Genomic DNA, 16,360 nt, shown 5'->3' on the forward strand with positions numbered 1-16,360 from the left:
GAAATGGTTTATGATTTATACCTTTGCGTTTATCTTAGCTTTTGTAGGTTCGGTAGTTGTTAAGATGACCTATACACCGAGCTGGTCTAAAAATTACATGGTTCAGTGGAGCGAAAAAGTAGGAACAATCCACAAGGATATAGCCTATGGTACAGAGGAATCCAATAAATTTGATTTGTATCTTCCATCGAATACTACAAAAAATTCATACGGACTTGTTGTGTATCTTCATGCAGGTGGTTTTGCAACGGGAGACAAAAAGGACGATAAAGAGATGCTTCAATGGCTCGCATCAAAGGGATATGTTGCGGCAGGGATTAATTATACCTTAAGAAATGAGGATAATCCTAAAGCAAGCGTATATACACAATCTCTTGAAATAAAAAAAAGCATTCCAAAAGTAATAGAAATAGCTGCGAAGGAATTGGGTTATAACATTGATAAAATGGCATTAAGCGGTGGCTCTGCAGGTCACACACTTGCCATGATTTATGCTTATCGTGATGGAAAAGAAGCTCCTGTGCCAGTAACTATGCTTTTTGGAGCTGTAGGACCCTCATCTTTTTACAATGAAGATTGGTCAAACTATGGTTTAAATAAGGACGATGAAGAAACAAGGAAAGCAGCCGCAGATCTATTTGGTGTAATGGCTGGAAAAACAATAGAACCTGAAATTTTAGGTACCAACAAATATGATGAAGAAATAAAGGATATTTCTGCTCTTCTTTGGATCGACGAAAATACCGTCCCCTCATTATTAGCTTATGGTAAATTTGATAAGGTTCAGCCGTTTGAAGCATCAAAAAGATTAAATAAAAGACTTGAAAATTACAATGTTCCTCACGATTATTTGGTCTTTGAACATTCAGGTCACGGGCTTCAAAATGATTCAAAGATGATGAAGTTATATTATGAAAAAATCGAAGACTATTTAGAGAAGTATTTATCGACGGAGGAGTAAGTAGATGAAAAGAGGAATTAAAATGCTTTTTAAAGTTTTTGGGATTATAGTACTTATTATTTGCGTGATATCAATAGGATTGATAATGCTAGCAAAACATAAAGAAGAAAACTATTATAAATATACAAAGGTTTCCGGAAATTTAGAAAAAAAATATACAGCAATGGGCAGTGAAGAAGTTTCATATAAAGAGTTTGACACAAAAGATGAGGTTATGAAAAAAATTGCAGTTTGGTATCCTAAAAATATGGAAACTGGGAATAAAAAGTATCCAGTAGTAGTCTTTGCCAATGGAACTGGCAGCACGTCAAAAACTTACAAATCATTTCTGAGTCATCTTGCCTCTTGGGGGTTTATTGCGGTAGGAAATGAAGATCCAAACACACATACTGGAAAATCCATGAATGACACAATAAGCTTCTTAATTAAAGAAAATAAAAATAATAATAGTATGTTTTATCAAAAGTTTGATGTAGAAAATATAGGGATAGGGGGCCATTCCCAAGGCGGTCCGTCGGTATTCAATATGGCTGGAAAACAAAGCAATAAAGATAGAATTAAAGCTGTGTATGCAGCAAGCCCTACTTCTTCTTACCACACAAACATTTTCAAAGATGGCTGGGAATATGATCTGTCGCTTATTGATGCTCCAACATTTATGACAGCAGGTACAGGATCTTTTGACTCAGGTACGGCTCTAAGTAAGAACATCCAGTCCGATGAAAAAGCAGGAATTATGCAAGGTATCACTCCCTTATGGAGCTTAGAAGAAAATTTAGAAGATTTGCCGAATAACATCGACAAGGCCTTTGCAAGAAAAAAAGAAGTTGATCATGGAGATTCTTATTTACAATTTGATGGATATATGACCGCTTGGTTCAGGTACTACCTAATGAATGACACTGAGGCAGGAAAAGTCTTTTATGGCGAATCACCAGAACTATTAAAAAATGATTTATATCAAGATGTTAAGGTATTAAAGCATCAATAAAATACAAAATTAATTATCAACAGACGATAACAAGAACATTTAAGATGCACTACAAGTCGGCCTGCTAGCCGGCTTTTTATTGCGTTTTGGCGCCTCTGGTCTGGGCGTGATCGCGAACTTATTGGTCCAAACTAAAGCCGTTATTCTGGCTGAGGTCGTGGAACCAGTAGGCTGAGCGCTTCAAGGTTTTGGTTTGGGTATGGATCTCGTTGCGAATCAGACCATAGCGATTGCGATAAGCATTGGCCCACGACCAGCAGTCGATCGGGGTCCAAACATGGTAACCGTGGCAATTGGCGCCTGCCGCGATGCCTTGATGAAGGTAAGCCAAATGTTGCGCCATGAATTTGATGCGATACGCGTCGTTGATCAGGCCCTCCGCATCAAGAAAACGCTCCTCCTGATGGACGCCGATGCCATTCTCGGAGACGTACCAAGGAATATTGTCATATTGGTCGCGAATCGTGATGGCGATGTCATAAAGACCGCGGGGATAGATTTCCCAGCCTTTATCCAAGTTCATCATGCGCCCAGGGAGTTGGTAGCCGCGATAATATTTGCTGGGGCGCCAGGCCATCAGGCTATCGGGAGAAACGTTCGGGCGTTGCACGCGTAAAGGTTGGTAATAATTAACGCCCAGTTGGTCAATGGTTTGTGCCTGGATCAGGGCGAGTTCATCAGGTGTGCTCTCCCACAATACCCCGTCTTGGCGCAGCATTGCCACCAGCTCAGGCGCAAATTGACCTTTGATTGCTGGACCGAGGAAAAGCTGATTGACCCATAAATCGGCCATATGCGCCGCTGCTAGGTCGGCTGGTTCCTGCGTTGCCGGATAGATCGGCGCCAGATTAAGGATGATCCCAATTTTGCCTTGATTGTGCTGGTCCAGTTGGCGGTATTTGGCTATGGCTTTGGCCGAGGCCAAGGAGAGATTATAGGCAACCTGAACGGCCTTGTGACCATCAACCAGTTTGGGATATTGGTATTGCGAAAGGTATTGTCCGTCCACCATCACCAGCGGCTCGTTGAAAGTAAACCAGTTGGTCACACGGTCGCCAAAGAGCTTGAAACATTGTTCGGCGTAAGCGGCGAAGAGATCGGTGACGTGCTTGTTCTCCCAGCCGTGATAGCGTTGATAGAGTTCGATCGGCAGGTCGAAGTGGTTGAGGTTGATGATCGGGGTGATTTGATTGGCTAAGAGTTCATCGATCAGCGCGTTATAGAAGCGAACGCCATCCAGATCAGGCGTGGCCGTTTCAAAATCGGCAATCAGCCGACTCCATTGGATCGACGTGCGCAATGAGTTGAGACCGGCCGCCTTCATTAACTGAATATCGGCCCGAAAACTGTGATAGAAGTCGGAGGCGGTATCTGGACCGACGAACTCATAGAAATCCTGTGGTTGGGTGTCGTACCAGTAGTCAAACATATTGGCGTGGGGTTTATGGAAGCGACCTTCACTTTGCGGGCCAGAAGTTGCGGCGCCCCACCAGAAATTCTTTGGAAAAGTAAGTTGCATCAGCTTTTATCTCCTGTCGTGGTCTGATCGGATTCAAAGGGACGATGGTGCGGTTGGTGCGTGCGGCGATAAGCCCCAGGTGTGATGCCGGTCAGTTTTTTGAATTTGCGGGTGAAGCTGGCCACGTCATAGTAGCCATGTTGTTCGATAATCGCTTTGATCGGTAGATCGGTGGTGGTTAGGGCGTATTGAATCATTGTCATCCGCCGTTCTGTGACGAAATCGGTGAAAGTTTTCCCGGTCACCTCCTTGATGTAACGGCTGGTGTAGGGGACGGACAAGTCAAAATGATCGGCCACATCGACCAAGGACAGCGTTGGTGAACAGACATTGGCGATGATGTATTGCCTTAATGCTTCACCTTGTTCTGCCGGCGTGGGCGTTGGTGTTGGTGTAGGGTCAGCGGTTGTGATCCGCTGGATCGTTTTCAGCAAAATCCCGTGAAGTTGGCTGAGGGATTCATTCATCAACAGTTGCGAAACGAGCTCATCATTGACTTCCGCGTGTTTTTGATAGTCAGCCTTGAGGATACGCGTAATTAGGTTTGACATGCCCAAATCGAAGCGGGCCCGAGGATCATAACTTTGACTAGCCAGGTTGAACAATTTCTCGAAGGCTTCTTGGGCGTTGCGATAATTTCCCTGAATAAGGCTGTTATCCAATTTCAGTTCACTGGTAAAATCAAATAAATCTTCACCCAGCAAGGTCTGATCGTTGGCAGTGTCATAGGTGACTGTTTCACCCACCCGCGGATGCGCCGTGATCTGGGTAGAAATGGCCTCGATATAGGCTTCATGAAGGTCGCTGAGTTGATCCAGCGAGCGACTTAGGTAAATCGCGGTTTCTGGACCGATCAGCGGCACTTTCTCCCTCAGCGTCGCGGTCAGCTTGGTCAACGGTAATTCATTGGTGTAATTGAGTAAGATGACCACTTGTTCTTGGGTAACTTGATAAATGAAGTACGCCGAGAAATCGGGCGTGGTCAAGGGATCCAGCGAACTGTTATCTTTCCAAGAAACAGGTGCATCAATCAGCACCAGCATCCAATGGGGACGTTTGAACTCAATCGCGGCGATGGTGAGAAAGTGTTTGATAATCACGGGATCGACCACACGACCGTTCAGGATCAATTGTAGAATCTGATTTTGAACGAAAGGTAATTGGTTCTTGGAGGTGAGAATGAGGTCCTGATGACTGGCTACATAACGGTCAAAGGATTGTTGCAGTTGGGCTGCCTCAGAATGGGCCAAGCTATCACTGAGCGGCTTGGGGAGACTGGCTTCCAACTGACGGATGATCGAGTATTGACGTTTACTGAACCAGTGGATCAACAGACCACCTAAGGTCAAGATCAAACAAAAGAGCCATAAGTAATGATTGAGAAAGGTCAGCAGCGGGTGACTAGGGGCAGCTGGACGTGTGTAGGAAACGACTTTGAAAAAACCGGTATCGCTCGACCGTGTTTGCAACGCAATCGTTGTTTTGTCACGCTTGAATTTCACAGGTTGGTTTTGCGAATGGTTATTTTCCAGCAGTTGTCGACCAGCCGGACTTGCAGTGAGTTCTGCTAAAGAGATGCCAGCTAGCTGGTCATGAGGTAATAAAATGCTGCGTTGGTTCTGAGCGATGCCTAAGACTTGATTCTTAGAAACGGCGCTGGTCGCCAGCCAATCTTGTAGGCGGCCGCTGTTCAGCACAAAGAAGACGGTGCCTTTAGGACCAGTATCATGTACCACCAGCGGAACTTTCAGGCAAAGCGTACTTTCTAAGGCCCCATTTGGATTGCTGATGGGAGTAATGACCAATTCTGGGGTACTGGTGTGCAGAGCGGCTGTGATTTGTGCCGGCTGCAGTTGCGGCGCCAACAGATGATAGGTCTGAATTGCTGGGTCCGTGTCATAGGTGCCATCCGTTGCATAAAGCGTGTTGGGATTTCGATAAAGGTTAATAAAAATTTTATCGATCAGGGTGGTGCTGAGATTATAGCGTTGGATCGCCTGCTCGATCGTGTGAAAATCTTCTGGGGTATTAGGTTCCACAAAGAAATCATCATCAAGTGCGATCTGGTTGGCGGTGCTAATCAAATGGGCAATGGTGTTATCTAGGCCGTCAGTGATCTGATCCAAGGCGTGTTCCTGGGTAGTGGCCACAATGCGTTTTTGATTGGCGACTTCTTCACGGAGCCAATTGCCGCTGAGAATCAGAATCGGGATCAAGAAGATCACGAGAAAGAAGAACCAGTACATGGTGATGATTTTTTTAGGTTGCCAGTGACGCAACCACTTAATCAAGGTTAGTCACATCCTGTTGGCTAATGAAAGCCTCGACGAAAAGACAGGAGCGATAGGAGAACCAGATCAACGGGGTCAAGTACAGCGGGATCAGTGCGATGATCGAGAGGACTGGGAAGAGGACAATCAAGGCCGTGATCAAAACGATTCCTAGGGCGATCGCTAGTGTGTTGCTGAATTTCGCGATCGAGATGATCCAGGCTTGGCGGAAATATTGCCAGAAGGTCAATTGGTAGCGGGCGTAGATCGTGAGAATATATAACCAGTAGATCAAAGTCATCGCTAGTAAAACAATCAAGCCATACTGGAGCCAGGTGGAGTGCAAGAAGCTGCGGTTGACCGCAAAGTCCACCAAGAGTAGTGCCATTAGAATGGCACCTAAGTAGCTAATCCCATTAAATTCACAGAAAGATGTTTGATAGAAGTTTTGAAATTCTTGATAGAGCGGCGCGAAACGTTCGTTACTTCCCGCGAAACGGTTATGCCAGTCGTCAGTCCGTGTCAGTCGACGAATCAATAACTTGGCGCAGCTGGCCAATGCTGGAAAGAACCCCAACACGACGAACCCGCGGATCGTGAACCACAGCCAAAGCAATTGTAGCTTGAGGCCAAAGACGAGTAAATAACCAAGATCGATAGTTAGTTTGACGATACCACGTGGTTCTGTTTTCATGTTGATCAGACTCCCTTACTTTGTTCTGGCCAGTTTGTCAGCCGGCTCCCGCCTCCCATTATAATGAGTTTGCGGGGAAGTGCTGCCGGCTTATACGCCAGAAATTTTACTAGTTGTGACAATTTCTGAATAGAGACCGCGACCAATACTATTTGCGGTGACGGTACCATTGACTAAGTTAGGTTCAGTTAGTTCGGGCAGTGTGTTGACCGTACCATCGGCCCAGTCCATTAGGCGGACCTGGCTAGAGTGGCAGCGCGCGATCAATCCGCCATAACGAATATCCATGACTTCCCAGCCAAACGGCGAGTAGAGGCTTAGCCACACTTGGCGATGGGCCGTCTGCAAGGCCGTTAACTGTTGGGCGAGTTTGGTTAATTCAGGGACAACCTGAGCCATTGCTGAGCGATCTTGTGCCTGGTAATGCTGTTGAATCAGAGTCAGGAGCCGATTTTTCAAGACCAATGTCCGTGCTAATTCCTGATAAAAGCGGAAAAGTTCGGTCTCGTCCGGCTGCACCTGCACCTGATCCAGTTTCGCCTGTAATTGTTGATAGTGTCTGGCCAAATCAACTTGGGCGAAATTAGCCTGAAACAGAGGATGCAGGAGGTCCTCATATAGTAGGATCTTACTTGGATTGGTGGCGTCGGGATTGCCCGCGGTCAATTCGGGTAATTGGTCGAATTCATCGAGCAACCAGTAATTAGCGGCTTGTTTGTTCTGATAGGTGCTAAAAGCGGCTGCCAATGCTTCCGAGGTTGGGGTAGCTTGATGATAGACTTGCTCCGCGAACGCTTGAATGCCCAAGGCGCCTGCGGTGAATGGCGTCTCACCACCGTCATCGCCCCACATGGTGGCGTAAACGGTTTTAACACCAACTTTCTTAGCACCGGCCATTCCTGCCGCCATTGTGCGCATGGTCTTGCCATAGTTTGGTGCCAACCCATTCCAAGTCCAAACACCTGTCGCGAAACTGACCGGTGTGCCTAATTCTTGTTGGAGGCGTAGAACTTGTTCGTAATTCTCTTGGCTATTGTTGTAATAGTCCCAATACATCAAATCAACCTCGGGAATCTGCTCCTTCAGGTCCTCAGGAAAGACGGTCTGGGGATCACCATAACCAAAACCAGCGGCGTTGAACCACATGTCACTCCACATGATCGCATCGAGATCCAGGGACTTGGTAATGGCGATCACTTGGCGAACGTGATCCAGCATGATTTTGGTGCGGTCGACCCAACCGTGTTGATTCAAATAGATGCCACGGCCAAGGTCGTGTGCTTCATCCATGCCGATATGGATCTTCTGCGAACGAAATGGTCGGGTTGCCGCCGCAATGATTTTGCGTAGGAAATCGTAGGTTTTCGGTTCATCAACTAGAAGAATGCCATCAGTGTCGCGAATCTGATCCATAAAATGCCATTTCATCGGGTTGATCAAGTGGGCGAGGGTTTGGATGCAAGGAATCAATTCCACACCCAGACTGTGAGCGTAATCATCGGCAGCTTGTAACTCTGACTCTGTCAAACGACCGCGTTGGTAACCCCAATAAGGATAGTCTTCAACTTGATACACATCTTCCATATAAAGGAGGGCCGCATTCAGACCTAACTTGGCGCTGAGGCGAATCATTTGCTTGAGCCCGGTGAGATTCAGAGCGGCATTACGAGACATATCGATCATCAAACCACTAGTTGTAAACTGAGGAGTCTCGTTCAGTTGCAGCGGTTGGTCTGTTTTGATGGCGGCGACCAGAGCCGTCAATCCCCGGAAGAAGGCGGCTGGGTATGGGTAGGCGATGGTCGCCTGACCTTCTTGGTAAGTGACCGTCAAATCGGTGACCTGAGTTTGCGCCGTGATGGGTACACCATCGGCTGCGATCTGGTAACCTAATTCGGTTTGCAGCAAGTCGATTCCGGTGGCTAATTCACCGGGTACGGACATGAAATTCAATTTGATCAAAATGATTCCCTCCATAACTAGATTGGGGGTTGAACCCCCATAAATTCAAAAATGCACCGCGCAAAACGGCGTTATAACGATATAGCGCTTACATTTATCGTGCCAACATCTCTTTAGTTTACCTGATATATCAACAATCAACACTGACAAAACTATAGATTTTGTGCAGAATCAATGGAACTTGAAGATCCGTCAATTGGTCACGACATTGAAAAGAATACTTTGCTTGATGTACCATTGCTGACCTTGCCGCGTGAATTCCAGATTACTTTCGAGCACCTGCTGTTTGGCTTGACCTTTAGTAGTCTGAAGCTGATCAACCTTCGCCACGAGACGATCCGCTGTTTGTTTCTGCACGGTGAAGTGTCGAAGTTTGAGCTGGGTGTGTTGTTGCTTGAATGTTGGCGCTAGTTCTTTCTCCGTTGTTGCCCGTTTTGAAGGTGCAATTGTGGCCAAATAAGCCGCTAGATCACCTTGATTGGTGGCCTTGATATTGGCCTGCAAAACGCGTTTGGCGGCTTGACGATCCGCTTGAACCGTTGTAGGCGCTAAATCAGCCACCACTACTTGACGGTCCTTCTGCGAGAACCAAATCAAACCGATCACCAATAAGCTGGCCAAACTAATGACGAAAACTTTTCCAAATTGACGCATGTCTCAACCTCCTCTGTGATGAAAAGGCTATCATTCACGCTATGAAGTATAGCAGGTGTAACGCCACAGCGACAAGCAAAGGTTAAGAACTGCATAGTCTAAAATTTCGCATATTGTAATCGCTTACTCATCCGGGTTATGCTCGATATGCAAAAAGGAGGGAGCACATGTCAGAGCAAGATTCTGAACGTCAAGATATTGAGCAAGCCAAGGCAGGGCCGTTAACGCCAGCCGATTTTGCTCAATATCCTGAATATTCAGCTTTAAAAAAGAATTGGCACTGGTTCCAAAATCAGAAGATCGGCGTCCTACTTCACTGGGGCTTATACACCGTCCCGGGCATGGTGGAGTCGTGGCAACTATCTGATGAGGATACTTGGGCGCGAGGCAATAAACCTTTTCGGCCGAATATGCGGCAATTGAAACGGGATTATTGGGGCTTAGCTAAGCAATTCGTTCCTGATTACTATGATCCAGATGCATGGGCCCGTCTTTTTAAAGAGGCAGGGATTCGGTACGCGATCCTAACCACGAAGCATCATGATGGGTTCACTCTATATGATACAGCGCTCAGTGATTTCAAGGTGACCAATCCTGATTATCCCGCGGCGCATCTCCAGCAACCAGATCTGTTTGGTAGTTTTACGACAGCAATGCGCGCTGCTGGCGTCATGCCTGGTGCGTATTATTCTAAAGCGGACTGGCATTATCCGGATTATTGGCGCCACGATGGGTTACCTAAAGGGCGGCACGCGGACTATCTGCCCAGTTCGGATCCGCAACGCTGGCAGCGCTTCGTGGATTTCGTCCATCAGCAACTGTTAGAGATTTCCGGGAATTATGGGCCACTGGGAATGCTCTGGTTAGATGCGGGTTGGGTCGGCAATCAGCGCGAACCGTTGAATTTTGATCCGCTGATGGCACAGATCCGGAAACTGCAGCCAGAGATGTTGATCGTTGATCGCACGATTGGTGGGCGCTACGAGGAATATGTGACCCCCGAACGGCAAGTCCCAGATCCGGATCACTTACCGACGATGCCTTGGGAGAGTAATATTCCCTTGACCCATGATTGGGGCTATGTCCCTCATGGTCAATATAAATCGATCGCAACGGTAATCGCCACGATTTTACGGGTGGTTAGTTTAGGTGGAAATATTGTGCTTGGGGTAGGTCCCAAGGTTGATGGCACGATTGCGCCGCCTTATCGCAAATTGTTACGGCAATTGGGCGCTTGGTTACAGCTGAACGGTCAAGGAATTTACGGTACTCGAGGTGTGCAGCCAAGCTTGTTCAAGCGAGCAGCACAACTTGGTTGGTTCGTGACTGAAGATGCCGGGCACTACTATCTGTTTCCACAAATGACAGTGCCACCGCGGCAACTTGACTTGAAACGCTTTGATTTCCCTGAACCGATCAGCAAGGCCACCTTGTTGGGTCGCACCCAGGCCGCATTGCCACTTGCGCCGACAGGTTGCTTAGGATTACCCGGTGGTTTACGCCAACAACTGTATCCTGGCATCATGTGTGTGAAAGCAACTGCAGGTGCGCCCGAAGTATCAAAATGATCCGATGATAAAAGAAAGGAGTTGCTGAAATGGCTGCTGCAACCGCAACTGTAAGTGCACCAAAACAAAAAAAGATCCGTGAACCACTTTTTTCCAAACGACGACTGAAACAGAATTGGCAATTATATATTCTGATTTTACCTGCATTCTTGTCCTTCTTGATTTTCTCCTACATTCCGATGTATGGGATTTTGATCGCGTTCAAGGATTACGTGCCAACTTTGGGCATCTGGGGGTCACCGTGGGTCGGTTTCAAATATTTCAAACAATTTTTTGATTCCTATTACTTCTGGGACTTGATCCGCAACACCATCGGGATCCAAGTTTACGGATTGATCGTTGGTTTTCCATTGCCCATTATTTTGGCCTTAGCACTCAATGAAATGAAGGATGGTTTTTGGAAGAAATTCGCGCAAACGGTGACTTACGCGCCAAACTTCATTTCAATCGTTGTGATGGGTGGGATGTTGATTGCTTTCTTGGATCCATCAACGGGGATCATCAACCATGCCCTGGGCTTCTTCGGAGTCAAGCCGATCGCCTTTATGTCTGACCCGAAATGGTTCAAAACCGTTTACGTCTTGTCTGGCGTTTGGCAGGGGACTGGCTGGGGTTCCGTCATTTATTTAGCCGCCTTGGCCGGGGTCGACCCGAGCTTGCATGAGGCGGCGATCGTTGATGGCGCCTCGCGGGTCCAACGAATCTGGCATATTAATTTACCGGCGATCGTGCCAACAATGGTTATTTTACTGATCATGAACGTGGGGAGCTTGTTCTCCATGGGCTATGAGAAAATTCTGTTGTTACAAAATCCGCTGAATATGTCCAGTTCAAATGTGATCGCGACCTTTGTTTATAGTCAAGGGTTGATCAACGGACAGTATAGTTATGCCGCCGCGGTTGGCTTGTTCAATGCTGCAATCAACGCCGTGCTTTTGATCAGCGTTAATGCCATCGCCCGGCGTGTATCAGAAAACAGTTTATGGTAGAGAGGAGATCAACAAATGACCAATACGAATCATTTGATCAAGGATACCAAAGCTGATCGCGTCTTTAAGGTCTTTCTCTACATTTTCATTTTCCTTGCTGTCGCAATCGTGGTTTACCCCTTGGTTTATATCATCAGTGCTTCAATTAGTTCGCCACAATCCGTTAACTCCGGAGCGATGTGGTTCTTCCCGAAAGATGTCACTTGGGAAGGATATGGCGTCATTCTCAAATATAAAGATATCTGGCGTGGATACGGCATGACGATCTTTTATACCGTAACCGGAACGTTAGTCAGTTTGATTTTGACGATTCCTTGCGCCTATGCGATTTCTCGCCCGGATTTCTCGGGTAAGAAATGGTTCACCAGTTTCATGCTGGTGACCATGTTCCTTAACGGTGGCTTGATCCCCACCTACCTCTTGATCCGGAATATGGGGATGATCGACACCGTCTGGGCCATTATCTTGCCCGGTGCCGCTTCAGTTTACAATATTGTGGTTACCCGTTCGTTCTTCCAGTCCAGTGTTCCCTGGGAAATGCAAGAGGCCGCGAAAATCGATGGCGCCTCCGATTTCCAAATTTTCTTCAAAATTGTCCTGCCCCTATCCGCGCCGATCATTGCGGTAATGGCCCTGTTCTATGGGGTGGGGATTTGGAATTCCTATTTCAGCGCGTTGGTTTACTTGCAAAATAAGGCACTGTACCCGTTACAAATGGTTCTACGTCAAATCTTAGTGCTGCAAGATATGCAACAAGGTGCGGCCACTGGGGCCAATGTGACTGCCAGCGCAGCGCAAGCAGCCTATGATAAAGCAACTTTAGCCGCGATTATCAAATATGGCGTCATGATCGTTTCCAGTTTGCCGGTCATTATTGTCTATCCATTTTTACAGCGATTCTTTGTTAAGGGTGTTTTGATTGGATCTTTAAAGGGTTAATCAGCGTTTAAAAATGAGAGGAGCAAAATCATGCATTTATCAAAAGTAATCAAAGGGCTAGGAATCACAGCATTGGCCGCACTCGCTTTGGCAGGCTGCGGCAAAAAGAACGATTCCGGAGGTAGCGCCACGGCCAAAAATGATGCGAAAGTCGCCACTTCCGGCTTTCCCATCGTCAAGGACAAGCTGAGCATGACCTTGATGGCGCCAAGTATGGGCGAGGCCGAATGGAAGGACATGCAAGTTCTGCAAGATTACGCAAAAAAAACAGGAATCTCGTTGAAGTACAACACACCGCCTAACAGTGATTTTGGAACGAAATTAAATTTGGCGTTCGCATCCCAGGACTTGCCGGATATTATCTATGCGGCCGGGACCGCCAACTTGACACCGGCTAATGAAGTGACTTATGGAGAACAAGGGCAGTTAATCGCTTTAGAAAAGTTGATTCCTAAATATGCACCTAATTTGAATAAGTTAATGAAAGAAGATCCAAGTATCGCGAAATCGATCACGACACCAGATGGTCATATTTATTCATTGCCAATGTTATCACGGGGCTCGACTTCGGCTTGGTACATTGGGCCAATGTGGTATAACGGGGAATGGCTAAAGAATTTGGGTGTGACTGAATTGCCAAAAACCGCTGATGAGTTTTATGATTTACTGAAACGGTTCAAGAATGAAGATCCAAACAAAAACGGGAAAGCCGATGAAATTCCACTAAGCGATGTCAAGTTAGATGCCAGTCGTTGGTGGCTCATGTCGATTTTCGGCTTATTGACAAACGATGTTCAAAATAATGGCGATAAAGTCTTCTATACGCCAATTTCCAATCAATATAAAGAATACCTGACCTATATGCATAAACTATACGAAGAAGGCTTATTGGACAAGGATACCTTCTCCCAATCAGATGATCAAAAGAAGGCCAAAGGGAAGGCCGATCGTCTTGGGGTGTTCCAAGATTATTACTCACTATTCACCACGGGTCGTTCACAATCAGAAGCGATGAGTGATCCGATGTGGCAACCTTTGACCAGTTCTGTTTCTAAGAAGGCGGTTGTCCCTGGGAATCCTCGAATTAGTCGCGGTAATTTCGCCATCACGAAGAATAATCCTTCACCAGCTGCAGCATTACGTTGGGTCGACTATTTCTACTCACCAATTGGCGCAGCATACCTAGCTAGCGGTCCAGAGGGTCTACTTTGGAAGTACGAGACGAATAAGGAAGGTGAGAAAGTCCGTGTTTATGCTGATGGCGTCAATTCGGAGAATGCCGAGGAGAAGCGGTCTAAGATAACCCCAGATTACGGTCTGACTGTACCAAAATTATCCGGTTCCGACGCCAAAGGTGAGGCTGAATACAAATACGCGATTCGGTCATCGGCAGATGCTAGTCCAATTGATGACTTCACCAAGTTTATCAATAGCGAAACTGCTAAAAAGATCGATCCTTATGCAACTGTTCCATTCCCATTGATTTACCTAACCAAAGCTGAACAAGATTCCGTTTCAGCTACCGCCAACGATTTAAAGACCTTTGTAACGCAATCTGAGGCCAAATTTATTACAGGTGTGACACCGTTGTCCGATTGGGATAAATACGTGAAAACTATTGAAGGCATGAACGTCAAACAATATGTCAAAGTTTATCAAACGGCCTATGATCGGTGGAAGAGCGCCAAATAATTTGGAATGAATGGTCGAATTAAGCAGTGTCGCAAGCAATTGCGGCACTTTTTTAGAGGAGGAAAATGCCGTGACTGAAGTGATTGTGTACTTAGATGATAATTCAACCTGGACGCAAGCTGAGATTCCTTGGCAAAACCTGACGTGTATCAATTATGCCTTTGGGAAAATCAATGGAACCACGATCGTTCCCGAACTTAAGAAGATTGGCCTGATCAATGCGCTGAAAAGAGCACATCCGGAGTTACGGACTTGCTTGAGTATTGGTGGTTGGAGTACTGAGGGCTTTTCCGATGGCGTGGCAACCGCTGCGTCGCGGCAGGCGCTAGTGTCCAGCATTGTTGCTTATTGTCAACGCTATGATTTCGATGGGGTCGATCTTGATTGGGAATATCCCGGGATGGATTTGGCCGGGATCAAGGCACGGCCTGATGATGCTGCCCATTTTCTCGCTTTCGTGCAGGCCTTACGTCAGGCGTTGGACCAGGCCGAAAATGGTCATTCGCGGCGTTACTGGTTGACGGCAGCGATTGGGGCGGCGAAACCGCTGTTAGATACAATGAGCCCCGATGCGGATTATCACTATCTGGGTTATCTCGATTTTGTCAATGTGATGACTTACGATCTGCGGGGGAGCTGGACCCATGAAGCTAGCCATCATACCAATTTATTTGGATATGGCGACACGGCGTTCACAGCTTTATCGGCGGATCAAGCGGTTGCCAATTTGCTGGCCAAGGGGATCAGTCCCGCCAAAATCGTGATTGGGGCGGCCAGTTATAGCCGCGACTGGTTCGGCTTTCCCGCTACCGCAATTAGCGGTTTAGGGGCTCAGGCCGAAACTCTAGGCACGGGTACGACAGATTACAATCAGTTGCGCCAATTGATTGCATCCCACCCCGAGTTTCGCCATTGGGACGAGCAGGCTCAGGCGCCTTATTATTTTGATGGTCAACGTTTTTCTTCCTTTGATGATCCGCAATCAATCAAGGCTAAAGCGAACTATATCAAGCAACACCAGTTACGGGGAATCATGTTCTGGGAATATTCACTGGATCACTCAGGGGAGCTGCTGGCGACCGCGGCAGCGGAACTGCGCTGAGCTTTGCTGAAAAATTACAATAGGGATCGCTGTTCCCTAAGCAGAACAATCTGATCAGAACCGCCGAACACCGGTGAGGTTGGCAACAACTTCCTGTGGTTTGGTGGTTTTTTTCGGACAGCTGTTGGCGTTAAAGCTAGCATTGCCATTTGCCGAATGCAAATCGGTTCATTCTTGTGGAGCGCTTGAGCCGGTCAATGTGCTATGATTGCAGGTAAGTAAGAAGGAGGCCTGTTTGATGAAATATCAAGATATCAATGCGCGCACGATCGATCAGTGGGTTCGCGAAGGCTGGCAATGGGGGATTCCAATCGATCATCCCACGTACTTGGCGGCCCAGCAAGGCCAATGGTCGATGGTGTTGACGCCGACGAAAAGTGTTCCGCGGAATTGGTTTCCGGCCACTTTCGATCATTTGAAGGTGCTAGGCTTGGCTGCTGGCGGCGGCCAGCAAATGCCGATTTTCGCCGCGCTGGGGGCGACGGGTACGGTTCTAGACTATTCGCCGGCGCAGATTGCCAGTGAGCAGATGGTAGCCAATCGCGAAAAATATGAGATTGAGGCGATTCGTGGTGACATGTCAAAGCCATTACCCTTCGCGGATAATAGTTTTGATTTGATTTTCCACCCGGTCTCAAATGTTTACATCGCCGATGTGCGACCGGTTTGGGCGGAGTGTTATCGCATCCTCAAGCCTGGCGGTCGCTTGTTGGCCGGCTTGGATAATGGGGTGAATTTCCTGTTTGCTGATGATGATGAAAGCCAGGTCAAATTTAGCCTGCCATTTGATCCGCTGACTCAGCCGGAGCAAATGGCATCGTTACAAGCCAGCGATAGTGGGGTCCAATTCTCGCATACCTTGGATGAGCAAATTCGCGGGCAACTCCAAGCGGGTTTTAAATTACGGGATCTTTATGAGGATACCAATGGGGCAGGCTTCTTGCATGAGCATGGGGTGCCCACATTCTGGGCCACTTGGGCCGAGAAATAATTGTTTCTTGCTAGCGGAAAATGCGTTG

The 16,360-nt window shown here is 47.1% G+C and carries 13 protein-coding genes; 8 read left to right on the forward strand and 5 right to left on the reverse strand.

Features of this window, described 5'->3' with window-relative positions; translation table 11 throughout:
* Positions 1-10 precede the first annotated feature (10 nt).
* The gene (locus ACYVSB_RS06755) at positions 11-961 is read left to right on the forward strand and encodes a prolyl oligopeptidase family serine peptidase (protein ID WP_461218849.1); all 951 of its coding nucleotides are present in this window, start codon (positions 11-13) and stop codon (positions 959-961) included.
* A gap of 4 nt (positions 962-965) precedes the next feature.
* Positions 966-1,952, forward strand: a complete 987-nt coding sequence (locus ACYVSB_RS06760) for an alpha/beta hydrolase (RefSeq protein ID WP_461218850.1) — start codon at positions 966-968, stop codon at positions 1,950-1,952.
* 118 nt (positions 1,953-2,070) lie between these two features.
* Here the strand turns inward: ACYVSB_RS06760 and ACYVSB_RS06765 are convergent, their stop codons facing one another.
* The 5 genes from ACYVSB_RS06765 to ACYVSB_RS06785 form a co-directional block, all read right to left on the reverse strand.
* Positions 2,071-3,471, reverse strand: a complete 1,401-nt coding sequence (locus ACYVSB_RS06765) for a glycoside hydrolase family 1 protein (protein ID WP_461218851.1) — start codon at positions 3,469-3,471, stop codon at positions 2,071-2,073.
* Positions 3,471-5,762 (reverse strand): helix-turn-helix domain-containing protein, encoded by a 2,292-nt coding sequence (locus tag ACYVSB_RS06770; protein ID WP_461218852.1) that lies wholly within the window; start codon positions 5,760-5,762, stop codon positions 3,471-3,473. The genes ACYVSB_RS06765 and ACYVSB_RS06770 overlap by 1 nt, the downstream gene beginning before the upstream one ends.
* A complete protein-coding gene (locus ACYVSB_RS06775; RefSeq protein ID WP_461218853.1) occupies positions 5,755-6,435 on the reverse strand; it encodes a DUF624 domain-containing protein in 681 nt (226 codons plus the stop codon). Before ACYVSB_RS06775 ends, ACYVSB_RS06770 begins: the two co-directional genes overlap by 8 nt.
* 90 nt (positions 6,436-6,525) lie before the next feature.
* On the reverse strand, positions 6,526-8,397 hold the full coding sequence (locus ACYVSB_RS06780) for a family 20 glycosylhydrolase (RefSeq protein ID WP_461218854.1): 1,872 nt from the start codon (positions 8,395-8,397) through the stop codon (positions 6,526-6,528).
* 192 nt (positions 8,398-8,589) lie between these two features.
* Complete coding sequence (locus ACYVSB_RS06785; RefSeq protein WP_461218855.1) at positions 8,590-9,051, reverse strand: hypothetical protein; 462 nt, start codon at positions 9,049-9,051, stop codon at positions 8,590-8,592.
* Between the two features lie 167 nt (positions 9,052-9,218).
* Here ACYVSB_RS06785 and ACYVSB_RS06790 point away from each other — a divergent pair, with 167 nt between their 5' ends.
* The 6 genes from ACYVSB_RS06790 to ACYVSB_RS06815 all read left to right on the forward strand — a co-directional run bounded on the left by ACYVSB_RS06790 (position 9,219) and on the right by ACYVSB_RS06815 (position 16,332).
* Positions 9,219-10,619 (forward strand): alpha-L-fucosidase, encoded by a 1,401-nt coding sequence (locus tag ACYVSB_RS06790; RefSeq protein ID WP_461218856.1) that lies wholly within the window; start codon positions 9,219-9,221, stop codon positions 10,617-10,619.
* 29 nt (positions 10,620-10,648) lie between these two features.
* Positions 10,649-11,608 carry an ABC transporter permease gene (locus ACYVSB_RS06795; RefSeq protein WP_461218857.1) on the forward strand — a complete coding sequence of 320 codons (960 nt, stop codon included), beginning with the start codon at positions 10,649-10,651 and terminating at the stop codon, positions 11,606-11,608.
* A 15-nt stretch (positions 11,609-11,623) separates the two neighbouring features.
* The gene (locus ACYVSB_RS06800; protein WP_461218858.1) at positions 11,624-12,547 is read left to right on the forward strand and encodes a carbohydrate ABC transporter permease; all 924 of its coding nucleotides are present in this window, start codon (positions 11,624-11,626) and stop codon (positions 12,545-12,547) included.
* Positions 12,548-12,577: 30 nt separating this feature from the next.
* Positions 12,578-14,239 carry an extracellular solute-binding protein gene (locus ACYVSB_RS06805; RefSeq protein ID WP_461218859.1) on the forward strand — a complete coding sequence of 554 codons (1,662 nt, stop codon included), beginning with the start codon at positions 12,578-12,580 and terminating at the stop codon, positions 14,237-14,239.
* Positions 14,240-14,309: 70 nt separating this feature from the next.
* Positions 14,310-15,341, forward strand: coding sequence for a glycoside hydrolase family 18 protein (locus ACYVSB_RS06810; RefSeq protein WP_461218860.1), 1,032 nt, complete (start codon positions 14,310-14,312; stop codon positions 15,339-15,341).
* A gap of 238 nt (positions 15,342-15,579) precedes the next feature.
* Complete coding sequence (locus tag ACYVSB_RS06815) at positions 15,580-16,332, forward strand: class I SAM-dependent methyltransferase (RefSeq protein ID WP_461218861.1); 753 nt, start codon at positions 15,580-15,582, stop codon at positions 16,330-16,332.
* Positions 16,333-16,360 lie beyond the last annotated feature (28 nt).

The sequence above is a fragment of the Lapidilactobacillus salsurivasis genome, assembly GCF_054785215.1.